Genomic DNA, 22,921 nt, shown 5'->3' with positions numbered 1-22,921 from the left:
AATGACAATAACATACCGAACAGCAACCGAAAGTGACAAGGATTACCTCGTTTGGTTGCGAAAAGCGACGATGGAAAACCACCTGATCAATTCAGGAATTTCATTGCGTGACGAAGACCAATTGTTGCGGGTCAATTATCTTTTCGACCAGGCGAAAATCATCCTTTACAAGGGCCAAAATATTGGGCTTTTGAAACTCGACGAAAAAGAAAATAATGTAGAAATCGTACAAGTGCAAATCGATCCGCAATTTCAAGGAAAAGGAATCGGCAGGCAAATTATCCAATCGGTGATCGAAAATTCGTTAAACCGCAACAAGCAAATCTCGTTGAGTGTCTTAAAACAAAATCCCGCGAAAGAATTGTATTTGCGGATGGGTTTTAAAATCATCGGGGAAGACGATTCGTCGTATCTGATGCAATTCGAAAGTTAAACCATTAAATTTCAACCGAAAAGCATTTCCGATTCAAAAAAAAATTACCTTAGTGGGAACTTTTCAACCACCTTTAAAACCAAACGCTTATGCACAAAACTACTTTTTTATTTTCTTTTTTGCTGATTGCCGTTGTGGCGTCCGGACAAATGAATCCGGTCAACAACCTCAACCATTGGCAACAATACCTCACCCCGAACAATTTTTACGAATTGAGTTGGGAAGAACCGACTGCGCCGCATGACGAACTGCTCGGTTACAACATTTACCGCGAGAATGAATTGTACCTGTTTCATACCGGAAGCACCAATTTATTCCATTTGCCGCAGGGCTCCAATGACTACTCCCTTTTGGAGTACAATCTTGAAGAATCACAAGGTTATTACGCGCATGTTACTGCGGTTTACACCACCGGCGAATCGGAATTTGTACAGACCGTTTATGTAGCGCCACCTGCATTGAAAACCCAACAATTTGCAAAAACCAAAGCCATTTTGTATCCGAACCCGACCAACGGAATACTGCACATCGGCAACGAAAACCTCGATAAAATTGTACTTTTCGATGTGACCGGAAAACAAATCAAGGAATTCCAGCCGCAACCGCAAATCGATTTATCGGAACTTCCCAAAGGGTTATACCTGATCAAGTTGTTTTCGGCAGAAGGCATTTGGGTCGACAAAATCATCGTGGAATAATGAGAATCCCATTTCCATTTCTTGCGCTATTGCTGTTCGGAAGTCTTTCGGCGCAAAACAAATACGTCCCGGACGACCCGGTCTTGTACCAAACCATCGTCAGGCTCGACAGTGTTTTCTTTGACGCCTACAACCATTGTGACAACAAACTCAAGGTGTATGGCGATTTCTATGCAGAAAACCTGGAGTTTTACCACGACAAGGGCGGTTTGTCGACTTCCAAAAAAGAAACGGTCGAGGCGACGAAGAAGAACATCTGCGGCAAAGTCACGCGGCATTTAAAACCGGGCAGCATCGAAGTGTATCCGATCAAGGATTGGGGCGCGATCGAAATGGGACTGCACCAGTTCCGCAACAAGGCCGAACCCGACGCGGTGCCGCACGACAGCAAATTCATTATTTTCTGGCACAACGACCACGGAAACTGGAAAATTGAAAAAGTGGTGAGTTTGCATTAAAAAAACCTTGCGGTATTTTTCGCCACGAATCACACGAATCTTCACAAATCTATTCGAGAAAATGGGTACAATTCGTGGCTTACTTTATTACCTAATTTCAACTTTAAATGACGGACACGGCTGCGTTAGTGCCTTTTGTGAAGCAAAGCAATAAAAGAGATAGCGGAAAGCGCGGCCGAAGACAACGCCCAAATCATTAAGCCGCCACCATGCCGCGGTTGTACTTGTTGCGGTACTCGACCGGCGTGAGTCCCGTGATTTTCTTGAACACGTCGCGGAAGGCTTTCGTATCGGTGTAGCCCACGTCGAACATGACCTCGCTGATGTTCTTGCGGCTCGTCTCGAAACTGCGTTTGGCGGCCTCGATCTTGACGCGCTGCATGTATTCGACGACCGTGTTTCCGGTGGCTTTCTTGAATCTTCTTTCCAAGGTCCTGCGCCCGACTGCGAATTTGTCGGCGAGTTCCTCGACGGTAATCTTGTCCTCGAATTTCTCCTCAATGTATTGCTGCGCCTTTTGGATCGCCTCGTCGTCGTGGTCTTTCTGGCCTTGGAACATGATGAACGGCGACTGGCTGTAACGATCGATGTCGATCATGTAGGCTTTGGAAATGACGATCGCCATTTCGCGTCCGGCGTATTTCTCGATCAAATAGACCAATAGATTGACGAACGAATAGGCACCGCCGCTGGTGTAGATGCGGTCTTCGTGCGTGATGATTTTGTCGTCGATCGCGTGCACGTCGGGGAACATTTGCTGAAATTTGTGGACTTCGGCCCAATGCGTTGCGCAGCGTTTGCCCGTCAGCAATCCGGTTGCAGCCAAAAGGAACGCGCCGATACACAAACTTGCGACTTCCGCGCCGTTGTGGTATTGCTTGGTGATCCAAGGCAGGAATTCGGCGTTGTTTTCGATGGCTTCTTTCATGTCGCCGTGCACGGCGGGAATGATGATGAGATCGGTTTTCTTGACATCGCCGATCAGGCAATCGGGTTGGATCGTAAAACGGCCGTTGCGCTGGATGACTTCATTCGAAATGCCGACGAGCTGTACCTCGAACATTTTGGGAATGCCCATGCGCGCGCCGAAATTGTTGACGTCGGAAAGGATTTGGTGCGTGCCGTCGATGTTGGGCAAACTCGCGTGGCCGAGCGGGACCAGTACTGATATGTGTTTCATAGCTTGGATTGATTGATGGTTTGATTATTAATTGTTTGCCAGACAAATATAGCCAAACCGTTTGTCGCAATCAACCCTTGCTTAAGTCGGTTTTGCACGTCGTATCGTTGTGCCATCTGGAATACCTTTGCTATATTCACAACAACAATAAAAACAACCTTATGGAAACCAAAGTATTCATCAATTTCGCCGTCAAGGATTTGCAAAAATCCATCGAATTTTTCACCAAGGTCGGCTACACGTTCAACAAAGGATTCACCGACGAGAGCGGCACCTGCATGATCATCTCCGAACACATCTATGCGATGCTGCTCACCGAGCCGCGCTTCAAGGATTTCACTTCGCGCGAAATCACCGACACCACCAAGGCCATTGAAGTCATGAACGCTTTTTCGTGCGACAGCCGCCAAGCCGTAGACGACATTTTCAACCGTGGCATCGAAGCCGGCGGCAAGGAATCGGCGCCGACGCAAGACCACGGTTTTATGTATGCGCGTGAATTCCAGGATTTGGACGGACACGTATGGAGTTATTTCTGGATGGATCCGGCAGCCATTCCGCAGAACTGATGAAAGCCGAAGTCCAAAGCAACATCAGGCAAAGTTTGGGAAAATTGATGGACGTCGTGTCGCGATTCGACCAAAGCCAAATCGATGTCGTTCCGTTCGAAGGCAGTTGGACCGCGGGCCAGGTCGCCGAACACATCACCAAAGGACTGTCGGGCATGCCGCGGCTCGTGGCCGGAAAAACCGAAGTGACCACGCGTGCGTACAATGCCAAAGCCCAACCGCTGCGCGATTTGTTCCTCGATTTTTCGATCAAGTTCCAGTCGCCCGATTTCATCCTGCCAACCAAAACGGTGCATGCGCAAACGAAATTGATCATCGGCCTGCGCCAAATCGAAACCGAATTGCTCGACGTGGCCGACAAAAACGACCTGACGCTGAGCTTACTCGATTTCGAAATGCCGCAATTCGGTACGCTCACGATCTATGAAATGCTCGATTTCATGATGGCGCATGCCCAACGGCACACGCACCAACTCGAGCACATTTATGCGCGACTCAATCCATAACCCAATGCCCAGCATCAGTTCGTATTTGACCTTTAACGGCAATTGCCGCGAAGCGATGACGTTTTACCGCGATTGTCTCGGTGGTGAACTGGTGCTGGAAACCATTGGCGACTTGCCGATGTCGGGCAAAATACCATGCCACATGAAAACGATTGTCGTACAGGCGATGCTGACCAAAGGCGATTTCACGCTCGTGGCGACCGATATGGGCAATGAAACCCAAATCGTTAAGGGCAATGCCGTGGCGATGTTGCTCGACTGCGATTCTGAGGACGAAGCGCGTTCGGCCTACCAAAAGTTATCTGCCGACGGCCAGCAGACGCATCCGCTCGAGGATTCATTTTGGGGTGATTTGTTTGGCAATTTGCGCGATAAATTCGGAAACCATTGGCTCATCCGGTTTGAGCGTTATTGATTTTTGAGGAGCATGTTCCCGCTTTCCGTTGCAATCTTTTTTCAAGGATTGTATTTCCCGTCGCAAGCTCCGGGCAATCCTTAAAAAAAGGATTTCCACTGCACACGAGCGAAGCGACTGCCGCAGGAATCGGGGCTAGGCATCAACGTAAATTTCACGATTAATTCTAAAAACATGAAACGAATTAAAACTACCTACTGGATTTTATTAATCCTGTTTTCCCTGATGATGCTCCTAGACGGCATCTCGGGCATCCTGCAGGTCGAGGACGGCAAAAAAGCCTTCGACCAACTCGGTTATCCGTATTACCTGATGACCATTGTCGGGATTTCGAAGCTGCTTGGCGTCGCCGGATTGCTGCAAAACAAATGGAAAACGCTCAAAGAATGGGCATTTTCGGGTTTTGCGTTTAACTTTATCGGTGCTTCGGCTTCGTGGCTGCTCAGCGGCGGGCCGATTGCATTTGTTGTCATTCCGTTGGTGATGCTGGGCTTTTTGTTTGCGATTTACACGCTTTGGAAAAAGCAGCCGGTCTAAGCGAACGGTAATTTTTATCTGTAACATTTGACCCGAATCGTATAAAGTTTTTGCACGGAATGTTGGGAAATTTGGTCATCCGATTTTCCTATGAAAGCATACAAGAACTTAAGCAAACAATCTGCTGTCAAAGCTTACCAGCCTTACCTCGACGCGATCAAAATCCAATTCGACGACGGGACGGTTTACCTGTTTACCCATGAAAATTCGGGAGAAGAAATCGTTTCTAAAATGAAAGCACTTGCCTCCGAAGGTCAAGGTTTGGGCAGTTACATCCGCAGCATCGGCACCGAAACCGCACAAAAACTGTAATGATGCCAATATTGGATTTCTGAAATCAAGATGGATTGGGCAACTATTCCTTGATCGGCAAGAACACATGAAACGTCGCGCCCACGCCCGGCTTGCCTTCTGCCGTGATGTAACCGCCGTGTTTGTGCGCAATCTTTTGGCAAATCGCCAGCCCGATTCCCGTCCCTACGTATTCCATCTTTCCGTGCAGTCGTTGGAACGCCTCGAAAATCTTCTCGGCATATTGCGGTTCGAAACCGATGCCGTTGTCGGCGACGCTGAGCCGCCAATAGGTCTGTTTGCCGATGATGTCTTTTTCTGCGGAAATATGGATGAGCGGCTTGACATCGGGTTTGCTGTACTTGATCGCATTGTTGATGATGTTGAGCAGCAATTGCTGGAAATGGATCGGGATGATCTTGACCGTCGGCAGTTCTTCCTTTTCGACAGTGACCTGCTTTTCCTCGAGCAGCAAATCCATCTGCGAAAGCACTTCCTTGAGCATCGTATTGAGGTTGACGCGTTCGAATTTGTATTTCTCCGAATCCATCTTCGAATAGCTCAACACCGCATCGATCAAATTCTGCATGCGGTAGGCCGTCGAAGTGATGCTCTTGAAATACGACAGTGAATTTTCCGAAAGGTTCTTGGTGTCGTTTTCCAAAATACGGCTCGCAAACATCTGGATTTTGCGCAACGGTTCCTGCAAATCGTGCGAGGCGATATAGGTCAGCGAATTGAGTTCCTTGTTCTTGATGTTGAGTTGCTCGTTCATCTGTTCCAGGTGCAGGGCTGCCTCCTTTTCCTTGGTGATGTTTTTGGAAGTCACCGTCAGCGAATCATTGACTTTCTCAATTGCCGCACTGAGCCACAGTGTTTCGCCATCGCGGTCCACATCGATTTCATACACATCGGGTCGACCCGATTTCATGCACGAGACCATCTTCTCGAAAATGCCGTTTTCGAAAATGCCGGGATAGACTTCTCGGCAGGTTTTCTCGAGCACGTCGTCGACGGTGAGCCCGAAATTGGCCGGCACTTCGGGATTCGAGTAAATGATCCTGAAATCGACGATATGGCCTTTGTCGTCGCGAATCGGCCTGTAGCTCGCGATGCCGTAATAGGTCGAATTGAGCACCGATTTGAGGAATGAACGCGACTGCTCCAATTCCTCGGTCCGGATCTTGACCATGCGCTCGAGCGTATCCGAAAAATCCTTCTGGTCGTGGATGTCCATGCAGCCGCCCACATAACCCGTAAAATTTGCGTCGATGTCGAAACGCGGCACGCCTTTGTCCGAAATCCAGCGGTATTGGCCGTCGTGTCGGCGCAGGCGGTATTCCATGTAGAATTCCTTGCGCGCGTCGAAACTGGAGTTGTAGATGTTGAGGCAGCGTTCCAAATCTTCGGGGTGCACGCCTTCAGCCCAGCCGTTGCCCATTTCCTGTTCCAGTGTACGGCCGGTAAAATCGAGCCAGTTCTTGTTGAAGAAATAACACAATTTATCGGTTCCCGACAGCCAGATCAATACCGGCGTCGTATCGGCCACCACGCGGAAACGGTCTTCGCTTTCCTGGCGTTTGATTTCGGCCTCGCGAACGAGTTGTTGGCTTTTCTTCTTTTCGGTGATGTCTTCGATCACCAGGAAAATAAGTTCGGCGTTCTCGGTCTTGTCGGTGATTTGGCGTGCATTGACGAGCAACGAATGCTGCTCATTGGTCTTGAGCGAAATCTCGACCTCATAATTCTCGGCACCGAGATTTTCGGGCAGGATGCGCGACAACAATTCCTTGACCTCGGGAATGTCCCAGGCTTTGTGCGCGATTTCGAACAGCGCCTTGCCTTCGGTTTGTTTAACCGTCAAATCGAAAAGCTCGTAAAAATGCGAATTGGCCTTACGGATGTGGTAAGTGCCGTCGAGGATCAGAATCGGGTCATGGCTTGCGGCGAGCAATGTCTCTATGTATTCCTGTGTATAGTCGGTCATGTGGTTTTTGGCCTAATTGCTTTCATCTGTGGCAATAAATGTAGCAAAATATCCGAAAAACCCTGATTAGACGTCCGTTAAATTTGTATAAAAAAAGGGAGCCTAAGCCCCCAATGGATGTTGTGGTTTCTTTTTGAGGAACAAGGCTGTGATGATTGTGATTAGCAATCCGACGGGCAGGATTTCCATGTAAGTGTACAACATGACAAAAATGGGGTTCTTATACTGTTCCCGGCTGTGTTCCATTTCTGCAATCTGTTCTTTAATCTCCGCAGCAGGAGCGCCACTTGCTTGAATTTGCTCGATGACTTTGGCGGCGTATTTGTCCATAAAATCGGGCATGAAATTGTAATAGATGACCAGCCAGGTGACCACATAGAAACTCGAGGCAATCAGGCTGATCCACAATCCGATCATAAAGGCTTTCCCGAAACTGACCGTCCCGCCGTTGAATTTGTCGCGGTAATTCTTGATCGCCACAAAAATAAACGCGAAGGCGATGATCATTCCGGCAAAGCCGAGCGCCATGCCCCATTCCATATTGTCGGCGCCCTGGCAACCGAAGCCAAGCATGGTCACCGACATCCAGAGGCTTACGATAATCCCTGAAATCAATCCGTAATTCAATACTGTTTTTTGCATCATTTGATTTTTTAAAAGTTATACCGCAAAATTGCGGCAAGCGTTGATTTTGTTGTTCATACTTTGGTATGATTTGTGGCAAAACCGCGGGTTTTCATACTTTGGTGTTACGGAATCAGCCGGATTCTCTTGGCTTTCTCCACGGCCTGCGTACGGCGGTTGACCTCAAGTTTTTCGAACAATCGTGCGCCATGGGTCTTGATCGTGTTGAGCGAGACAAACAATTCGGCGGCGATTTCATTGTTGCTCATCCCCTTGGCCATCAGTTGCAGTACTTCGAGTTCGCGTTTGCTGATGCCGAGCGCCTCGCATTCGGTTGCGTTGAATACAAATTCAGCAACAGGGACAATGGTTTGCTTCTCAACAACGATGGTTTTCGGTTGGGTCAGCTTGGCGGCCAGCCAAACCCCGAGCGCGGTAAAAATAACCGCAATCGCGCCTGCATAAATTTCGAATCCATGGCTGAAAATCACATACCGCAACTCAAGCCAACGCAGCACGAAAAGCAACAGTGCGAGCGTCAACCCGTAGTAGATGACCTGTTTGTGTTTGGAAAACGGCATGGCATTTTTCGATTTTGTCTTGCCCAAATATAAAAACTACAACCGGATGTTGCGAACTTTTTCTACATTTGCCACTGTGAAAACGATCAAGATCCTGTTGTCGCTGTATTTTCTGTTGCTCGCATGCATTCCGTGTGTCGATGCCGAAGTGGCGCACAAAACCGAAAAGACCGAACAGCATTCGGGAGACGAGCACCACGATTTGTGCCCGCCGTTCTGTACTTGCAACTGTTGCGGGACATTGGTCATTTCCCAGATCGGGATCATTTCGTATTCGTTTCCAAAACCCAATCCGGTTCCACAAACCGCGACACCGGAATACCAGTCGGTATTGCTTTCCGCTTTCTTCGGAAACATCTGGCAGCCGCCCAAAATAAGTGCATTAGCCTAATAGATTCGAGCCGTTCCTTTTTTGGAAATCAGGCTTTTATTGCTATTCACTTAAATTTTTATCCATGAAAAAAATAGTTATACTGCTTTTGATGGCAGTAGTTTCGGGTGTGGCCTATGCCCAGGAAATTCCAAAGGACAGTCTTTCCGAAAGCCACGAAGAAATCGATGAAGTCATCATCCAATCGACCAGAACCAGCCGTACCATCCGCAATACACCGACCCGGATCGAAACCATCGACGGCGAAGAACTCGACGAAAAGGCCAACATGCAGGCGCGTTCGGGCATCACGATGGCGTTGCATGAAAGTACCGGACTGCAAGTGCAGCAAACCTCGGCCACGAGCGGCAATGCGAGCATCCGCGTACAGGGACTCGACGGCCGTTACACCCAATTGCTCAAGGACGGTTATCCCAATTTTGGGAATTTTTCGAGCGGATTGAGCTTGCTCGAAATCCCGCCGCTCGATTTGAAACAGGTCGAAATCATCAAAGGCCCGGCCTCGACTTTATACGGCGGGGGCGCGATTGCGGGTGCGATCAATTTTGTTTCGAAAACCCCGAAAGAAAAGGCCGAGTATCTGTTTTTTGTCAACCAATCGCATTTGGGGCAGACGAATATGGGCGCGTATCTTTCGCAGAAAAAAGGCCGTTTCGGCTATTCGCTTCTGCTCATGAACAACCTGCAGAAAGCGTACGATATCGATGACGATGATTTTTCGGAGCTCCCAAAATCGAATACGTTTACGATCAATCCGAGGTTGTTTTTCTATCCAACGGAAAGCACGACTTTGATGCTCGGCAACAGTTTTACCAAAGGCAATATGAAGGGCGGCGACATGAATGTGATCGATGGCCATCCAGATATTTTGCATACGTATTTTGAAAAAAACGAGACGATACGCAACATTACGACGCTCGAGTTCGACAAGCGTTTTGCGAACAAAAACACGTTTAAATTCAAACAAAGTTTGTCGGTTTTCGACCGAAAAATCAACATCCCAAATTATGAATTCGATGGCAAGAATACGAACGCATATTCGGATGTTTCTTACGTCATCAACAAGGAATTTCACACCCTGATCGGCGGTATCAATTTTGTCTATGACGATTTCAAACAGGATTCCGGCCTGCACGATTCGCGATCGTTTACCTCGGGTGCCTATTTGCAGCATACTTGGGATATGACAAAAAATGTCAAGCTCGAAAATGGTTTGCGTATTGATTACGTTGATTATAACGAATTATCTAAAAACCAGCTTTTTGTATTGCCTCGTTTATCTACTTTGTTTAAGATCAACAACCAATGGTCTTCACGCATTGGCGGCGGACTCGGCTACAAACTTCCATCGATTTTTACCGAAAAAACGGAGGAAATGCAGTATCGAAATCTCGCTGTTTTATCCCATGTCAGGCCCGAAAGAAGCATCGGCGGAACGGCCGACGTGAATTACAAAGCCAGCCTGGCAACGGACTTTGTTTTTAGCCTCAACCAGATGTTTTTCCTGACCAAAATCGAACGGCCTTTGGTACTGCAACAGGATGGTTTCGGGACGAATGAATTGGTCAATGCCTCGCGCCCGATTTTGAGCCACGGATTCGAAACGAACCTCAAATTTATTTACCGCGAAGATTTCAAATTGTTCGCCGGTTATACGTTCACCGACGCGAAGGCCGAATACCTATCGGGCAACCAATTTTTGCCGATCACACCCAAGCACAAAGTCAATTTGGCACTGATCCATGAAAAGGAGAACAATTTCAAATTCGGGCTCGAAGGATATTTTACCGACAAACAGTTTTTGACCAATGGCCTGGCGACGGCTTCATTTTGGGAGCTCGGATTTATGGCACAGAAGACGCTTTGGGACCACTTTGATTTCTTCATCAATTTTGAAAACTTCACCGACGTCAAACAAAGCGATTACAAACGCGTGGTCAACGAACCGCACAACAATCCTACATTTGACGAAATCTGGACGCATACCGAAGGCTTTGTCTTCAATGGCGGGGTCAAGATCCGGTTCTAGCAGAAACTTAAAAACCCGCAGAATAAATCCTGCGGGCTTTCAAAATAATAGAATCTAACTTTTATTTACCGTCTTCGTGTTGCATGAAGATGATATCTTATTTAGCCCAAAATTACTGCACGGATTGCGCATATTGTTATACAATTCCCATGCATGTTTATAGAATTAAAAGATTGTCTGTTAAACTCTTGCAAAATTTTAAAAAAGCCATACTAGGCTGGTTCATCGGGCGTTCCAATTAATAACTAATCTACAAAATACAAGTAATGAAGAATTTATTTTATGCCTTGATTGCCTTGGCGATGGTAACGGTTTCGTGCAACTCCGACGACGATGACCACAACAATGTCGTAATCCCGAACCCGACGCTGACTTCGCAAATTACTTCCGGAAGCTGGCGCGTGACCTTGTACCAGGAAGAAGACAATGTACAGACCGACCATTTCACCGGATACAACTTTACGTTTGGGGCCAACAATACGATTACGGCTTCGAACGGCATCAATACCTACAACGGTAATTGGAACCTGGACAACGACGACAGCAGCTCGGACGATTTCAATATTTTCTTTAGCGCACCCGACAATTTCGCCGAACTGACCGAAGACTGGGACATCCTCGAAAGCACTTCTACCCTGCTGCGGCTCAAACACACCAGCGGCGGTGACGGAAGCGTCGATTATTTGACCTTTACGAAAAACCCATAAAAAAGCAGGCCGGCCGTTACAGCCGGTTTTTTTATGCAGTATTGTAACGTTTTCGCAAAATTGCATAAGAAATTGCCGCCCCCGAATCGCTTACTTTGTAGGGAATCACAAATTGCAGAACCATGAAAAAGTTATTTTTAACCGCGGCGCTTTTGACAGTTGGCACAGTTGCAACCGCGCAGCAGGACGGACAACAACCCAATGACGACCAAATCCAACAGCAGGCCCCGCGCGAAACGCAGGTACAAATGGAACGCGCCGCCAGGATCGAAGCCATCAAAACGCAAAGCAACAGCGAAATCGAAGCCGAAAAAGCCGCCAAGGACAAAGGACAATCGCAAAAGCAAACCAAGACACAACCGGTCGGGCTCAATCCATCGGATACCGTGGCGAAACCGAAACCGCTCAAGCCCAAAAAAATCCAATCGGAAGACAGCAAACGCAGGAATTGACCGGGATTGGAATGGAAATATTGTAACATGCCTTGCAGAAATTGTAAGGCATTCTTTTTTCTACGGCAGACCTTTGCCTATTGTTTAGCTGCCTGAAATCTTCGGGCCAATACTGATTGAATATGAAATCGCAGATTATTGCATCCGTTCGTCTTACAGGCCCGGGTCACAAAAACCAAAAAAAACAATATCAACATGAGTAAAAAGACAATCCTCACCTTTGGTGCGATGCTTATTTTCGGATTGGCATCGGCGCAGACCGAAACACACAAGAAACAAGATGCCAAGACAGTCCCGGCCGATACCATTACGGTAATCGAAACCCCGGCCGAGATGAAAAAATCGGAAACGGTCAAGACCCAAAACCACGACAAATCGACACGCAAAAACAAAACCGCTAAGGATTCTATAGCCGTCAAGCCGCGCAAGAGTCCCTAAATCCAAATGTACTATACAGACCTACTATAGTTATGCGGGAACCGACTGTCATTCAAAAGCAGTCGGTTTCTTTTTGCAAACACCTAAAAAAAGCCTCCTGCAAAACAGAAGGCCCATTGATCCAGACAATCTCCCGTCATTTTTCCTCCGCAGCCTGGATATTGATTGATGCCTCGGCGATTTCGGTCAGCATCTTATCGGCGTTTTTTTCTTCGTCGAGCGTGGCCGAAAGGATTTGGGACGCCCTGCTTTCGCCCAAAGTATCGGCAAAAACGCGCAATGTGCCATAAGTGGCGATTTCGTAGTGTTCGATTTTCTGCGAGGCCGCAATGATTCCCGCATCGCGCACGACCCCAATCTCGGTTTCCCCGACAATGCCTTCGCCTTCCTTGATTAAGCCTTCCATCGCATCGCACTTTTTGCCCACGGCCTTCTTGCCTATCGATTCGAAAACCTGTTCCAGGCGCAAGACGTGCTGCTCGGTTTGTTTCAAATGGTGGTTGATGGCGGTAATCAGGTCCTCTGAGGTCGCGTTTTTGGCCATTTTGGGCAAAGCCTTGGTCAGCGCCTTTTCGGCCCAATAGATGTCCTTGAGGCTGTCGATGAACAGTTCGCGCAAACCATCGGCTGCATTTTTCTTGGGCTTGATGACGCTTTTCGTGTTGGATTTGGCGGTCGGTTTAGCGGTTGTTTTTGGGGTTGTGCTGCGTTTTGTGGCCGTCGCGGTAGTCTTTGTTTTTGATGCTGTTGTTTTCATAGGAATGTCTTTTTTGTGTATTAGAACAACAAATTTCCCGCTTTCTGACAACGCACATTTACACAATTTCGAACGAACTTTACAATATTATTTTGATTCGATTTGGTATGGATTTGCCGTAGGAAAACCGCCCTTTTTTAATATCTTTGGGCTACATCATTTTAAAAACCCATGAAAAAAATCCACGCTTTCCTTTTGTTTTTGCTGACCGTATCCACCTATGCACAGACCAAGCCGTTCAACATTGGCGTAGTCGATGAAATCCAATCGACGGTCCTCAACGAAAAACGCATCCTCAACATTTACCTGCCCGACGGCTATGAAAAAAACACCGCCGCTTATCCCGTGATTTATTTGCTCGACGGCAGTGCCAATGAAGATTTCATCCACATCGTGGGCCTGGTGCAGTTCATGACCATGACCGAAAGAATGCCCGCCTCGATTGTCGTGGGCATCGCCAATGTAGACCGCAAGCGCGATTTTACTTATCCGACGACCATCGAACAGGACAAGAAAGATTTCCCGACGACCGGAAGCTCCGAGAAATTTATTTCGTTCCTGGAAAAGGAATTGCAGCCATACATAACCAAAAATTACCGTATCTCGGATTCGAAAACCATTATCGGGCAATCGCTTGGCGCGCTCGTATCGACCGAAATTTTGCTCAAGAAACCCAACCTGTTCACCAACTATATCATCGTGAGCCCGAGTTTGTGGTGGGACAATGAATCGCTGCTCCACAAGGCCCCGCAACTACTTTCTGCACAAGCCGACACCAACCGCCAGGTCTATGTTTCGGTGGGCAGCGAAGGCAAGATCATGGAAGCCGATGCCAAGCAACTGCACAAGGTACTCGTGGAGTCGGGCAAGAAGAACCTCAAGGTCTTTTTCCAACCCTTGCCCGAAGAAAACCACGCGACCATCTTGCACAACAGTATCTACAAAGCATTGGAAACCTTGAACCCAAAAAAATCCTGATATGTTTACGCTCGACCAAATCAAGGCGGCGCATGCCCAAGTAAAAAGCGGCGCCGATTTCCCGCAATACATCCGTGACCTTAAAGCCATGGGCGTGGCCGGCTACGACACTTTTGTACTCGACGGACATGCCGTTTTTGTTGGTAAAGACGATTATTCCGTTTCTTCCGAAGCCAAATATCCTCCGGTCCACATCTCACCCGAAAGCAATGCAGATCAGTTCGCCCAATACCTCAAAAGCCACCAGCAAGGCCAAACCGATTACCTTCGGTTTTGCGGACATGCCGCCGAATCGGGCGTGCACAAATGGACCGTCGACATCGCCGCCATGACCTGTACCTATTTTGACACCCGAGGCAACCTCATGCTCAGCGAACCAATCCCTTCCTAAAGTGGGGTAATATTGTAAAAATCACGTACAAAGCTGTAAGAAAAGCACTAGCCATCGATTGTACTTTTACGACATAAACTAAAAATTGATGTTATGAAAACGATCCTAAGATGGCGGATGTTGCTCGCGATGCTGGGCTGCTGCCTACTGCTGGCCTGCTCCTCGCAAAGCAAAATTGCCGGAACTGCCTCTGACCGCAGTGGAACCAACGGCGCGACCAACGGAACCGGAAAAATTGCCAAAAGCTTGTAGCTATTCAATAATCCATAGCAAAACCGGTTTGTCGGTGGCTTGGAGTTTGGTGTCGAGCGTGCGCATAAAATCGTCCGACACCGCCGGGCAACCCCAACTGAGCGGTGCATAATCGGGGAAGATTTCCTCGTTCGCGACGGCGCTCCACGAATGCAACACCACGACCCTTTGCTCGGCGTTGCTGTTAGTCGGCTCGAGTCCGTGCAACCAGTATTTGACTTTGATGCCCCAACCGCTGTAGTCGCGCTTGCCGATTTTGTACTTGCCCTTTGCGCTGCAATGGCTGTTGTTGGCATTGCTGAATTTGGCCTTCTCCCATTTGTCTTTGTTGTCCTCGAGCACATCGCAACTGCCGTGGGTGACGAGGTTTTCGTTGCTGATTCTTTGTTTCTTGAAATCGTAGACAAAAAAACGGTTCTTTCCCGAATGCACACTGAGGTCGACCAAAAAGTAATAATCGTCATTAAACCCCTTTTGCCTGCAATAGGCCAAAGCCTGTTGGTGTTGGGTTGCATAATCTTTGCGCGGTACTTCTTCGATTGCATTGTTGCAGCAGATGAAACTGATGAACACAATCAGCAAGGCATTTTTCATAATACGGGGTTTCCTACATAACTTTGCAACCCTCCAAATTATTATACTGGCCATCAACAATTTACACTTGCCCAAAAATGCGTAAATTAGCAGGGCTAAAAAAACATCATGGATTTCAAGAACCAATACGAACTGATCCGTTCATCGCGTGGCGCTTTGCTCGACTATTGCGAGACACTTTCACAGGCGCATCTTTTAGAAGAAAACAGTACATTTGGACGCGGCAGTATCCGCAACCTACTGGTCCACAACGGTTACACTTACCAATACTGGCTGGGCGTTCAAGCATTGGGAAAACACATTCCTTTTCCCGAATACGAATCGGTTGAAACAGTTGCCGATGCCAGGCGGTTGTTTGATCAGGTCGATGCGATCGTGTCCGAATTTATCTCAGAATTCGAATCGAAACCGCTCGAATCCATCCAAGTCACTTTGCGCGAACATACTTTTCCGGCGACTGCCCTGGAATTGTTTACGCATGCCATTTCGCATGAATTCCACCACAAGGGACAAATGCTGTCGCTGAGCCGCCATTTGGGTTACATTCCCGCAGATACCGATGTCATCCGATAAAATAAAATCATGAAAAAATACCTTGCCCTCAGTTTGATCGCCGTTTCATTGTTTTCGTGCAAATCGGCCAAAGACCAGTTCCAGTTTGAAAAAATTGCCTTCAGTTCCTCGATGTGTTTCGGCTTTTGCCCGAGCTACCAGATGGAAATCAACAACGACCGCAGCGTCCGTATGCACGGCGATTCGGTTTTTGGGAAGCGGTTTGAAAACGCCAACATCGACCGATCCAAAACGGGCTATTTCACCGGTACCGTAGCCGATACGACCTACAACAAATTGCTCAAGGAATTGCGCACCATAGGGCTCGATACGGTCAAATTTGGTGGGCCTGATTGTTGCGACGGCTCGATCAAAACCATTGTCGTGTACTACAACGGCAAACGCAAATTCCTCAAGGCGATGTTTCCGCCCGAGCATGCACACGCGCTGATTGCGACTTTGCAGGACATTTATTCGACGACCCCATTTGTACCGACGACGCAAAAATTCGAAATCGAACGCGACAGTATCCGCAAATAAATGCGTATTTTTAACTGAATTTCAAACGGTTGAACGATGAAAATCAGTTGGCTTTTCTTGCTCGTGTGCTGCGCCAATGTCGTTTCGGCACAAGTCCCCGATTCGTTGGCGCGCATTTTTCGCTATGAGAAGCAGGTCAAAATGGCGTTGATTGTAGACAGCACCGGAGCCCAGCAAAATGTTTCGATCCAAAAAATCCGTTATTCGGGCCAGGACCATTTTGTGGTTTCGGCCTTGGTGACGACTCCCCAAACAAGTGAAGGTTCGCATCCACTGGCAGTTTTCGGGCATTGGGGCGAAGGAGACAAATCGGAATTCCTGGACCAGGCGATTGCACTTTCTGCCCGAGGTTTTATTTGTATTTTACCCGACGGTCCTTGGCTTTGCCCGAATTCGCCGATCACTTCGTTCAAACGGCAGGGCTATGAAATGTACCGCCAATATGTGATGAACGCGCGTACGGCGATCGATTTGGCACAGCAACAATTCGCAATCAACAACGATAAGATTTTTTACATCGGACACAGTTTTGGCTGCAATGCCGCTTCGGTGTTGTCGGCTGTCGATGCGCGTGTGGATTATTTTGTTTTCATGGCCGGGGCCTATAGTACGGTGTCGAACATCCGCGATTCGACTTATCCCGATTTTGTACAATGGCGCACCGACGACCCGGCGTCTTTTGAACAGTGGGCCAGGCGTATGAAAAACCTCGACGCGCAATATTATTTGCCCTACAAAAAAGCAGCTTGCCTGATCCAGATCGCCGACCAGGATGAATACATTTCGATTGCCGAAAATGAACAATTTACAAATGGCACGCCCCAGCCCAAACAAGTCCGGCATTACAACGCCAAACATGCACTCGATTCCAAAGCTGCCGAGGAAAGGCTCGAATGGATGTTGCAAAGGCTGTAAATCTTTAAAATCTGCAATTCTTCCGTCGTAATTTATAACGGTTTTATGGAGGCAAATGTTAACTTTGTATCTGAAACTAAAATCCGAATGCCATGGAATTCTACGCCACTCTCACCGAACAAGAAAAAAACAAATTGATCCAGTTCCCGGTCTACATTAGTCTGCTTGCCGCCAATCAGGACGGCCAACTCGACGACAAGGAAAAGCAGAAAGCCAACGAAGTAGCACACATCAAGAAATATGAAAACAAAGAACCACTGCTCGTGAAGTTTTACGAAGATGTCGAGGCCCAATTCGCAAGCAACCTCGACGCCCTCGATGCCCAACTGCCGCATGACAAAGACCAACGCGAAGCGGCCATCCGCCAGCAACTCGGTGAACTTGAGGGCATCCTTTCCAAGCTCAGCACCCAGTACAACAACGCCATGCACCGCAGCATCCAGACCTTCAAGGAATATGTTTCGAAGGCGCACGAAAATGTGCTCGAGCATTTCATTTTCCCATTCCCGATTAAAGGATTCACCGAATAACGAACCATGCAGCTAGTCAAAGGTAAAGGAGTCGTACTGATCCACGGTGCCGGTCTTGGCGCATTCATCTGGCAGGAAATGAAATTGGACTGGCAGGTGCTGCGCATCAATTTCCAAAACCGCGGCAATGGTCCCATGAATGTGGGGTTGCATTATCAGGATTATGTAGACGAAGTAATCCAGCAGATTGAAAACTGGACGGTAGACCAGATTGTCATCGTCGGGCATTCAATCGGCGGATGCATTGCGCTCAATGTAGCGGCGCGTTATCCTGAACGCGTCATTGGATTCATCGGCATTTCGGCGGCCATCCCCAAAAAGGGCGGATCGTTCATTTCTTGTTTTTCGGGTCCCAAAAATTGGATGTTGCCCTTGATGATGCGTATTTTTGGAACCAAGCCTCCCAAATTTGTCCTTGAAACCAACCTGTGCAATGGACTCAAGAGCGAAGACCGCGAAAAAATCGTGTCGCGTTTTACATATGAATCGCGCCAATTGTACCTCGAGGATTGCAACGGCAGCATTCCGAATTGCCCCAAGATGTACATCCTCACGACCGAAGACCGAGAGTTCGATCCGAACGACCAGAAAAAAATGGCCAAAAACCTCAAGACCAAACAAATCGAAAGAATTGAGACCGGGCATTTGCCGATGCTGGCAGACCCAAAAAAACTGTCGTACCTGATCAATAGTTTTTGCAAAAACCTGCTCGCGCCTCCTGTAAAACAAGCTGAAAAATAAGCCCATAAAAAATGGAGTAACAGAACTGTTACTCCATTTTCATTTGATCCGGTCTTACCGTTTGGTGATTCGGAACACCAGCGTTGTCACGGATCGGGTTTTTGTTGATAAAGTAAAAAAAGCTGGTTGTGTTGCGTTTTTGTCTCTGTTACAAATGTGTAACTTACAGCCCAATAATGGTTTATATTATTATGGAAAATGTTTATACAATTTCCACTTTTTCAAAAAAATATCCGGTGTAAATTCTGTAAAAATGGCTCACAATCAGCCATTAAAAAAACACAAACGAAAGTAATTTCTTATGAACCTCATCCATAAACTGGCATCGGTTTCGGGCCGACGCGATGAAATCCCGAACCAGGAACTCGCCAAAGCAATCGCATTGGCCAACGATCACAATGCCATTTCCGAATTGGTTGCGCTGCTCCAACACACCGACAAAGCCATCCAAAGCGACAGCATCAAGGTGATTTATGAAATCGGCGCGCTGAATCCAAAATTGGTTGCACGTCACCATGCAGCGTTGGCCCAATTGCTCGATAGCAAAAACAACCGCCTGCAATGGGGCGCGATGACGGCCTTGGGCACGATTGCCTTGGAAAAACCCGAGTTCATTTTCGAACAACTGCCCAAGCTGGTCGAAGTGGCAGAAAAAGGTTCGGTCATCACCAAAGACCATTTGATGGCGATCCTGATCAAACTTTATGCGCTGCCGCAATATGCCACCGCAATTTTCGCCTTATTCAACGAACAATTGCTCCAATGTGCGACCAACCAATTGCCGATGTATGCCGAACAGATGCTGCCTAAAATTGGTGCCGAGCACAAAATCCAGTTCATCCAAACGTTGACTTCGCGACTTGGCGATATCGAGAAGGAAACCAAACGCAAACGCGTGGAAAAAGTGATCCAAAAGTTGGCTAAACAACACTGACACCAAGCTTTGATTACCCGCCGGATCAAAACAATTGCTTACTTTTGATATGTCGAAAATCGGCCGACTTGCTGTCGATATTCCGATAATGACCGCCGCCCTAAATTGGCCAGCCCGCACCAAACAAACGTTTGGCCGACTGGAACTACTTTTGCCACTTTTGTCCAACAAAATCCTTCGACTATGAAAGTTACCTATTATGGCCATTCGTGTTTTGCAGTAGAAGCCGGTGGCAAAAATTTATTGTTCGACCCTTACATCACGCCGAACGAACTGGCCCGGCACATCGATGTCGATGCCATAGCCGCCGATTACATTTTCGTATCGCATGCGCATTTCGACCACATGACCGATGTGGCACGCATCGCCAAAAACACCGGCGCCAAAGTTTTGGGCAATTGGGAATTGTACCAATATTTCAACGGTATCGGCTTGCAGCACACGCACCCGATCAATCCGGGCGGTCAATTCCAATTCGATTTTGGTACGGTCAAATGTGTGATTGCCCAGCATTCGAGCAGTCTGCCCGACGGCAGTTACGGTGGCGTGGCCAGTGGCTTTGTCTTTGACACACCCGATGGCAATTTCTATTACAGCGGCGATACTGCCCTGACGCTCGACATGCAACTGATCCCAAAATTCATCCAACCCGATTTTGCCGTTTTCCCGATTGGCGACGGTTTGACGATGGGTGTTTCCGAAGCGATCGAAGCGGCGAAGATGGTCAAGGTAAACAAAGTTCTGGGCGTGCATTACGACACTTTCCCGTTCATCAAGACCGATCACGACAAAGCCATTGAAACGTTTAAAAAAGAAGGCATCACGTTGTATTTGCCTGAAACTGGAGCAACCATCGAGATCTAAATATTTGTTATTTATTGCTTTGTGTGACTGTCGTTTGTCCTCAAATTAATCGCCGACAATCTTCGTTTTTTAAATCAAGGTCGTATCTTTGCCCGCTTTTTTTAATCAAGATATGACAAACAACAACATACTCAAGGGCGTTTTTTTGGTCGGACTGGGCGCCACCAGTTATGGCATGCTCGCCACCTTCGTCAAATTGGCCTACCACGACAAGGGCAGCACCGGATTGCCTTTTACGCCCGCCGAAGTCATTTCGTCCCAATTCATCTTGGGCATTATCGCCATCCTGGTCCTGAACGTGATTGCCAAGGCCAAAAAGGGCGATTCGGTGGTCAAAGCCTCGAAGCGCGAAATCATGCAGCTCATGGTGGCCGGGACTTCCACCGGGCTCACGAGCATCTTTTATTACCTGGCCGTCAAGTTCATTCCGGTTTCGATCGGGATTGTTTTGCTCATGCAGACCGTTTGGATGGGTGTGCTTTTGGAAATGGCACTGGAGAAAAAATGGCCTTCGAAAATCAAAGTGATTGCCGTATTCATTGTGTTGCTTGGGACCGCATTGGCGACCAATTTAGTCAACAATACCACCCAACTCGACTGGCGCGGTATCGTGCTTGGTTTGCTGGCGGCGGCCTCGTTTACGACGACGATGTTTACCGCCAACCGCATCGCCATCGGGGTTTCCTCGGCACAGCGCAGCCTGTACATGCTTTTGGGCGGCGCCGTGGTCGTGTTTTTCTTTGCTGTGGCCACACAGGTTACGCCGTTCAATTATGACATTTTCTACAAATGGGGCATTTTGCTGGCTTTGTTCGGTACGGTCATTCCGCCGATGCTGATGAATGCGGGTTTCCCGCTGACCGGAATCGGATTGGGCAGCATCGTATCTGCACTCGAGCTTCCGGTATCGGTCATGATGGCTTTCTTTATCCTCAATGAAACGGTGATTCCGTTGCAATGGCTCGGTATCGTCTTGATCATCTTGGCCATCGTGATGATGAACGTGCGTTTCAAGAAATAATTTTGCGCCAAGCTGTTGATTGAACAGTTCATAAAGTTTGCGCTGGGCTTTTCTGATTTGGGTTTTTTGACCTTATTTTGCAGCAGTTTTGCAACTGCCAGTGGGTTGCACCTGTCTCTAAATACCACATTTCATGAAAAAGCTGACCCTAAAGAATGCGCTCGACGCAACGTTTTTGGCCATTCTCCTTGTCTTTAGCGTATTGGTCTACTCGACCTGGAACCGCGCCCAATTGGTCAAACAGAACCGCCTCTCGGTCAACAAGACCAGCAACATCAACGATGTACTCGAAAAAATCCTGTCGAGCACGATCAACATCGAAACCGGCACGCGCGGTTATACGATTACGGGCGAGAACGATTATCTTTCGGTGTACAAGGACGGGCATGAAAACGTCAAGATGTGGATCGATTCGCTCAAGAACATGACCAAGGGCGATACGATTGCGCCTTATAAAATCGATTCGCTGCAGGAACTCATCGAAGACAAGAAAGCCATCAGCGCGATCACGATCAAAACGCGTAGGGAGCAAGGCATGGAAGCCGCGGCGGCCATCGTCAAGACCGGAAAGGGAAAAATGATCATGGATTCGATCCGCTTGCACATCCTCAACTACCAGAAACAGGAATTGCGCTCGCTGGGCACGAACCTCACCGCAACCGAGGACAACGTGCATGCGCGCAATGTCAACTTTATCATTTTTGCCTCGATTACCTTTCTGATCGTGTTTGTCGCCTATGTCATGCTGCGCCGTACGACCAAAGCTTTGTTGCAGGACAAGATCATCCAGGAAAATTTGATGGACGAACTCACGTTCCAGAACCAGCAACTCAATGATTTTGCGAGCATCACTTCGCACAATCTGCGTTCGCCTGCTTCCAACATTACTTCACTCGTGGCTTCGGTCGAAGAAGACAGCACGATTGACGAATACAAGATGCTGTTCGAAATGCTCAAGAAAGTGGCGCAGAACCTCAACGAATCGCTCAACCAATTGATGGAAGTGCTGCACATCAAACGCAACAAACTCATCGAAAAGGAAAACCTCACTTTCCGATCGATCCTGGACAAAACCATCGATTCGCTCCAGGGCGAAATCCACCGCTCGGACGCCGTGATTACCGGCGACTTCGATAAAGCCCCGGAAATTTTGTATTCGCGCATCTACCTCGACAGCATTTTCCACAACCTCGTGAGCAATGCACTCAAGTACCGCGACCCGAAACGCAAACCCGAAATCAGGGTGTCGACCGAAAAGAAAGGCGGGCACATCTACCTTCAAGTCAGCGACAATGGACTTGGCATCGACATGGCGCGCCACGGTCACAAATTGTTCGGCATGCACCAGATTTTCCACAACCATCCCGAAGCGAAAGGCGTCGGATTGTTCATGACCAAAACGCAGATCGAGAGCATGAAAGGCCGAATCAGCGTGGAAAGCGAAGTTGGAAAAGGCACGACTTTCACGGTCATGTTCGGTGCATAACCCTGTTGATTACTAGCTTATTGTTTTGGGTTTCGGCTGCCAAATTTTGTTATTTTTGTTTAAGCCGTGG

At 47.9% G+C, this 22,921-nt stretch carries 31 protein-coding genes; 25 read left to right on the top strand and 6 right to left on the bottom strand.

Going from position 1 to position 22,921, the window contains the following annotated elements; translation table 11 throughout:
* Position 1 precedes the first annotated feature (1 nt).
* From QM717_RS12570 to QM717_RS12560, 3 genes are all read left to right on the top strand, one after another.
* A complete protein-coding gene (locus QM717_RS12570) occupies positions 2-433 on the top strand; it encodes a GNAT family N-acetyltransferase (protein WP_415037819.1) in 432 nt (143 codons plus the stop codon).
* 89 nt (positions 434-522) lie between these two features.
* On the top strand, positions 523-1,131 hold the full coding sequence (locus QM717_RS12565) for a T9SS type A sorting domain-containing protein (RefSeq protein WP_415037817.1): 609 nt from the start codon (positions 523-525) through the stop codon (positions 1,129-1,131).
* Complete coding sequence (locus QM717_RS12560) at positions 1,131-1,589, top strand: nuclear transport factor 2 family protein (RefSeq protein WP_415037815.1); 459 nt, start codon at positions 1,131-1,133, stop codon at positions 1,587-1,589. Before QM717_RS12565 ends, QM717_RS12560 begins: the two co-directional genes overlap by 1 nt.
* A 196-nt stretch (positions 1,590-1,785) precedes the next feature.
* Here QM717_RS12560 and QM717_RS12555 read toward each other — a convergent pair whose 3' ends face one another.
* On the bottom strand, positions 1,786-2,769 hold the full coding sequence (locus QM717_RS12555) for a GlxA family transcriptional regulator (protein WP_415037813.1): 984 nt from the start codon (positions 2,767-2,769) through the stop codon (positions 1,786-1,788).
* 161 nt (positions 2,770-2,930) lie between these two features.
* Between QM717_RS12555 and QM717_RS12550 the strand changes: the two genes are divergently transcribed.
* From QM717_RS12550 to QM717_RS12530, 5 genes are all read left to right on the top strand, one after another.
* Positions 2,931-3,338 carry a VOC family protein gene (locus tag QM717_RS12550; RefSeq protein WP_415037811.1) on the top strand — a complete coding sequence of 136 codons (408 nt, stop codon included), beginning with the start codon at positions 2,931-2,933 and terminating at the stop codon, positions 3,336-3,338.
* A complete protein-coding gene (locus QM717_RS12545) occupies positions 3,338-3,844 on the top strand; it encodes a DinB family protein (protein WP_415037810.1) in 507 nt (168 codons plus the stop codon). Before QM717_RS12550 ends, QM717_RS12545 begins: the two co-directional genes overlap by 1 nt.
* Complete coding sequence (locus QM717_RS12540; RefSeq protein WP_415037808.1) at positions 3,825-4,259, top strand: VOC family protein; 435 nt, start codon at positions 3,825-3,827, stop codon at positions 4,257-4,259. The genes QM717_RS12545 and QM717_RS12540 overlap by 20 nt, the downstream gene beginning before the upstream one ends.
* A gap of 174 nt (positions 4,260-4,433) precedes the next feature.
* A complete protein-coding gene (locus tag QM717_RS12535) occupies positions 4,434-4,796 on the top strand; it encodes a DoxX family protein (RefSeq protein ID WP_415037807.1) in 363 nt (120 codons plus the stop codon).
* Positions 4,797-4,886: 90 nt separating this feature from the next.
* Positions 4,887-5,108, top strand: a complete 222-nt coding sequence (locus QM717_RS12530) for a hypothetical protein (RefSeq protein WP_415037805.1) — start codon at positions 4,887-4,889, stop codon at positions 5,106-5,108.
* 43 nt (positions 5,109-5,151) lie between these two features.
* Here the strand turns inward: QM717_RS12530 and QM717_RS12525 are convergent, their stop codons facing one another.
* The 3 genes from QM717_RS12525 to QM717_RS12515 form a co-directional block, all read right to left on the bottom strand.
* Positions 5,152-7,074 (bottom strand): PAS domain S-box protein, encoded by a 1,923-nt coding sequence (locus QM717_RS12525; protein WP_415037803.1) that lies wholly within the window; start codon positions 7,072-7,074, stop codon positions 5,152-5,154.
* Positions 7,075-7,176: 102 nt separating this feature from the next.
* The gene (locus QM717_RS12520; protein WP_415037802.1) at positions 7,177-7,716 is read right to left on the bottom strand and encodes a DUF4199 domain-containing protein; all 540 of its coding nucleotides are present in this window, start codon (positions 7,714-7,716) and stop codon (positions 7,177-7,179) included.
* Positions 7,717-7,823: 107 nt separating this feature from the next.
* Positions 7,824-8,279, bottom strand: a complete 456-nt coding sequence (locus tag QM717_RS12515; protein ID WP_415037801.1) for a response regulator transcription factor — start codon at positions 8,277-8,279, stop codon at positions 7,824-7,826.
* Between the two features lie 46 nt (positions 8,280-8,325).
* On the opposite strand from QM717_RS12515, the gene QM717_RS12510 reads away from it, so the two are divergent.
* The 5 genes from QM717_RS12510 (at position 8,326) to QM717_RS12490 (ending at position 12,296) form a co-directional block, all read left to right on the top strand.
* Positions 8,326-8,670, top strand: coding sequence for a DUF6660 family protein (locus QM717_RS12510; RefSeq protein ID WP_415037800.1), 345 nt, complete (start codon positions 8,326-8,328; stop codon positions 8,668-8,670).
* Positions 8,671-8,734: 64 nt separating this feature from the next.
* Positions 8,735-10,699: a TonB-dependent receptor plug domain-containing protein gene (locus QM717_RS12505; protein WP_415037799.1), complete on the top strand. Its 1,965-nt coding sequence runs from the start codon at positions 8,735-8,737 to the stop codon at positions 10,697-10,699.
* 266 nt (positions 10,700-10,965) lie between these two features.
* The gene (locus QM717_RS12500; RefSeq protein WP_415037798.1) at positions 10,966-11,406 is read left to right on the top strand and encodes a hypothetical protein; all 441 of its coding nucleotides are present in this window, start codon (positions 10,966-10,968) and stop codon (positions 11,404-11,406) included.
* Positions 11,407-11,528: 122 nt separating this feature from the next.
* Positions 11,529-11,858 carry a hypothetical protein gene (locus tag QM717_RS12495; protein ID WP_415037797.1) on the top strand — a complete coding sequence of 110 codons (330 nt, stop codon included), beginning with the start codon at positions 11,529-11,531 and terminating at the stop codon, positions 11,856-11,858.
* A gap of 195 nt (positions 11,859-12,053) precedes the next feature.
* A complete protein-coding gene (locus tag QM717_RS12490; RefSeq protein ID WP_415037796.1) occupies positions 12,054-12,296 on the top strand; it encodes a hypothetical protein in 243 nt (80 codons plus the stop codon).
* Between the two features lie 136 nt (positions 12,297-12,432).
* On the opposite strand, the gene QM717_RS12485 is transcribed toward QM717_RS12490, so the two are convergent.
* Positions 12,433-13,053, bottom strand: coding sequence for a ferritin-like domain-containing protein (locus QM717_RS12485; RefSeq protein ID WP_415037795.1), 621 nt, complete (start codon positions 13,051-13,053; stop codon positions 12,433-12,435).
* Between the two features lie 171 nt (positions 13,054-13,224).
* On the opposite strand from QM717_RS12485, the gene QM717_RS12480 reads away from it, so the two are divergent.
* The 3 genes from QM717_RS12480 to QM717_RS12470 all read left to right on the top strand — a co-directional run bounded on the left by QM717_RS12480 (position 13,225) and on the right by QM717_RS12470 (position 14,674).
* On the top strand, positions 13,225-14,031 hold the full coding sequence (locus tag QM717_RS12480; protein ID WP_415037794.1) for an alpha/beta hydrolase: 807 nt from the start codon (positions 13,225-13,227) through the stop codon (positions 14,029-14,031).
* A gap of 1 nt (position 14,032) precedes the next feature.
* Positions 14,033-14,422, top strand: a complete 390-nt coding sequence (locus tag QM717_RS12475) for a DUF1398 domain-containing protein (protein WP_415037793.1) — start codon at positions 14,033-14,035, stop codon at positions 14,420-14,422.
* A 93-nt stretch (positions 14,423-14,515) separates the two neighbouring features.
* Complete coding sequence (locus tag QM717_RS12470) at positions 14,516-14,674, top strand: hypothetical protein (protein ID WP_415037792.1); 159 nt, start codon at positions 14,516-14,518, stop codon at positions 14,672-14,674.
* Here the strand turns inward: QM717_RS12470 and QM717_RS12465 are convergent, their stop codons facing one another.
* Positions 14,675-15,268 carry a murein L,D-transpeptidase catalytic domain-containing protein gene (locus QM717_RS12465; RefSeq protein WP_415037791.1) on the bottom strand — a complete coding sequence of 198 codons (594 nt, stop codon included), beginning with the start codon at positions 15,266-15,268 and terminating at the stop codon, positions 14,675-14,677. It abuts the gene before it with no gap.
* 108 nt (positions 15,269-15,376) lie between these two features.
* Between QM717_RS12465 and QM717_RS12460 the strand changes: the two genes are divergently transcribed.
* The 9 genes from QM717_RS12460 (at position 15,377) to QM717_RS12420 (ending at position 22,851) form a co-directional block, all read left to right on the top strand.
* Complete coding sequence (locus QM717_RS12460) at positions 15,377-15,841, top strand: DinB family protein (RefSeq protein WP_415037790.1); 465 nt, start codon at positions 15,377-15,379, stop codon at positions 15,839-15,841.
* A gap of 9 nt (positions 15,842-15,850) precedes the next feature.
* Positions 15,851-16,360, top strand: coding sequence for a DUF6438 domain-containing protein (locus QM717_RS12455; protein WP_415037789.1), 510 nt, complete (start codon positions 15,851-15,853; stop codon positions 16,358-16,360).
* Positions 16,361-16,396: 36 nt separating this feature from the next.
* On the top strand, positions 16,397-17,275 hold the full coding sequence (locus QM717_RS12450; RefSeq protein ID WP_415037788.1) for an alpha/beta hydrolase family protein: 879 nt from the start codon (positions 16,397-16,399) through the stop codon (positions 17,273-17,275).
* A 92-nt stretch (positions 17,276-17,367) separates the two neighbouring features.
* On the top strand, positions 17,368-17,805 hold the full coding sequence (locus tag QM717_RS12445) for a hypothetical protein (RefSeq protein ID WP_415037787.1): 438 nt from the start codon (positions 17,368-17,370) through the stop codon (positions 17,803-17,805).
* Positions 17,806-17,811: 6 nt separating this feature from the next.
* Positions 17,812-18,546: an alpha/beta fold hydrolase gene (locus tag QM717_RS12440; RefSeq protein WP_415037786.1), complete on the top strand. Its 735-nt coding sequence runs from the start codon at positions 17,812-17,814 to the stop codon at positions 18,544-18,546.
* A gap of 301 nt (positions 18,547-18,847) precedes the next feature.
* Positions 18,848-19,480, top strand: coding sequence for a hypothetical protein (locus tag QM717_RS12435; protein ID WP_415037785.1), 633 nt, complete (start codon positions 18,848-18,850; stop codon positions 19,478-19,480).
* A 183-nt stretch (positions 19,481-19,663) separates the two neighbouring features.
* Positions 19,664-20,344, top strand: a complete 681-nt coding sequence (locus QM717_RS12430) for a metal-dependent hydrolase (RefSeq protein ID WP_415037784.1) — start codon at positions 19,664-19,666, stop codon at positions 20,342-20,344.
* A 112-nt stretch (positions 20,345-20,456) separates the two neighbouring features.
* Positions 20,457-21,365, top strand: coding sequence for an EamA family transporter (locus QM717_RS12425; RefSeq protein WP_415037783.1), 909 nt, complete (start codon positions 20,457-20,459; stop codon positions 21,363-21,365).
* Positions 21,366-21,498: 133 nt separating this feature from the next.
* Positions 21,499-22,851 carry a CHASE3 domain-containing protein gene (locus QM717_RS12420; RefSeq protein WP_415037782.1) on the top strand — a complete coding sequence of 451 codons (1,353 nt, stop codon included), beginning with the start codon at positions 21,499-21,501 and terminating at the stop codon, positions 22,849-22,851.
* Positions 22,852-22,921 lie beyond the last annotated feature (70 nt).

It is taken from the genome of Flavobacterium sp., assembly GCF_047602195.1.
Taxonomy (GTDB): domain Bacteria; phylum Bacteroidota; class Bacteroidia; order Flavobacteriales; family Flavobacteriaceae; genus Flavobacterium.
Note: the sequence above shows the minus strand (reverse complement) of the source record. Positions and strands in the feature narration are given on the sequence as shown.

Bases quoted from the DNA above. Each gene is read 5' to 3' on its own strand.
- QM717_RS12570 (WP_415037819.1), top strand. From the start codon at position 2: ATGACAATAACATACCGAACAGCAACCGAAAGTGACAAGGATTACCTC.
- QM717_RS12565 (WP_415037817.1), top strand. From the start codon at position 523: ATGCACAAAACTACTTTTTTATTTTCTTTTTTGCTGATTGCCGTTGTG.
- QM717_RS12560 (WP_415037815.1), top strand. From the start codon at position 1,131: ATGAGAATCCCATTTCCATTTCTTGCGCTATTGCTGTTCGGAAGTCTT.
- QM717_RS12555 (WP_415037813.1), bottom strand. From the start codon at position 2,769: ATGAAACACATATCAGTACTGGTCCCGCTCGGCCACGCGAGTTTGCCC.
- QM717_RS12550 (WP_415037811.1), top strand. From the start codon at position 2,931: ATGGAAACCAAAGTATTCATCAATTTCGCCGTCAAGGATTTGCAAAAA.
- QM717_RS12545 (WP_415037810.1), top strand. From the start codon at position 3,338: ATGAAAGCCGAAGTCCAAAGCAACATCAGGCAAAGTTTGGGAAAATTG.
- QM717_RS12540 (WP_415037808.1), top strand. From the start codon at position 3,825: ATGCGCGACTCAATCCATAACCCAATGCCCAGCATCAGTTCGTATTTG.
- QM717_RS12535 (WP_415037807.1), top strand. From the start codon at position 4,434: ATGAAACGAATTAAAACTACCTACTGGATTTTATTAATCCTGTTTTCC.
- QM717_RS12530 (WP_415037805.1), top strand. From the start codon at position 4,887: ATGAAAGCATACAAGAACTTAAGCAAACAATCTGCTGTCAAAGCTTAC.
- QM717_RS12525 (WP_415037803.1), bottom strand. From the start codon at position 7,074: ATGACCGACTATACACAGGAATACATAGAGACATTGCTCGCCGCAAGC.
- QM717_RS12520 (WP_415037802.1), bottom strand. From the start codon at position 7,716: ATGCAAAAAACAGTATTGAATTACGGATTGATTTCAGGGATTATCGTA.
- QM717_RS12515 (WP_415037801.1), bottom strand. From the start codon at position 8,279: ATGCCGTTTTCCAAACACAAACAGGTCATCTACTACGGGTTGACGCTC.
- QM717_RS12510 (WP_415037800.1), top strand. From the start codon at position 8,326: ATGTTGCGAACTTTTTCTACATTTGCCACTGTGAAAACGATCAAGATC.
- QM717_RS12505 (WP_415037799.1), top strand. From the start codon at position 8,735: ATGAAAAAAATAGTTATACTGCTTTTGATGGCAGTAGTTTCGGGTGTG.
- QM717_RS12500 (WP_415037798.1), top strand. From the start codon at position 10,966: ATGAAGAATTTATTTTATGCCTTGATTGCCTTGGCGATGGTAACGGTT.
- QM717_RS12495 (WP_415037797.1), top strand. From the start codon at position 11,529: ATGAAAAAGTTATTTTTAACCGCGGCGCTTTTGACAGTTGGCACAGTT.
- QM717_RS12490 (WP_415037796.1), top strand. From the start codon at position 12,054: ATGAGTAAAAAGACAATCCTCACCTTTGGTGCGATGCTTATTTTCGGA.
- QM717_RS12485 (WP_415037795.1), bottom strand. From the start codon at position 13,053: ATGAAAACAACAGCATCAAAAACAAAGACTACCGCGACGGCCACAAAA.
- QM717_RS12480 (WP_415037794.1), top strand. From the start codon at position 13,225: ATGAAAAAAATCCACGCTTTCCTTTTGTTTTTGCTGACCGTATCCACC.
- QM717_RS12475 (WP_415037793.1), top strand. From the start codon at position 14,033: ATGTTTACGCTCGACCAAATCAAGGCGGCGCATGCCCAAGTAAAAAGC.
- QM717_RS12470 (WP_415037792.1), top strand. From the start codon at position 14,516: ATGAAAACGATCCTAAGATGGCGGATGTTGCTCGCGATGCTGGGCTGC.
- QM717_RS12465 (WP_415037791.1), bottom strand. From the start codon at position 15,268: ATGAAAAATGCCTTGCTGATTGTGTTCATCAGTTTCATCTGCTGCAAC.
- QM717_RS12460 (WP_415037790.1), top strand. From the start codon at position 15,377: ATGGATTTCAAGAACCAATACGAACTGATCCGTTCATCGCGTGGCGCT.
- QM717_RS12455 (WP_415037789.1), top strand. From the start codon at position 15,851: ATGAAAAAATACCTTGCCCTCAGTTTGATCGCCGTTTCATTGTTTTCG.
- QM717_RS12450 (WP_415037788.1), top strand. From the start codon at position 16,397: ATGAAAATCAGTTGGCTTTTCTTGCTCGTGTGCTGCGCCAATGTCGTT.
- QM717_RS12445 (WP_415037787.1), top strand. From the start codon at position 17,368: ATGGAATTCTACGCCACTCTCACCGAACAAGAAAAAAACAAATTGATC.
- QM717_RS12440 (WP_415037786.1), top strand. From the start codon at position 17,812: ATGCAGCTAGTCAAAGGTAAAGGAGTCGTACTGATCCACGGTGCCGGT.
- QM717_RS12435 (WP_415037785.1), top strand. From the start codon at position 18,848: ATGAACCTCATCCATAAACTGGCATCGGTTTCGGGCCGACGCGATGAA.
- QM717_RS12430 (WP_415037784.1), top strand. From the start codon at position 19,664: ATGAAAGTTACCTATTATGGCCATTCGTGTTTTGCAGTAGAAGCCGGT.
- QM717_RS12425 (WP_415037783.1), top strand. From the start codon at position 20,457: ATGACAAACAACAACATACTCAAGGGCGTTTTTTTGGTCGGACTGGGC.
- QM717_RS12420 (WP_415037782.1), top strand. From the start codon at position 21,499: ATGAAAAAGCTGACCCTAAAGAATGCGCTCGACGCAACGTTTTTGGCC.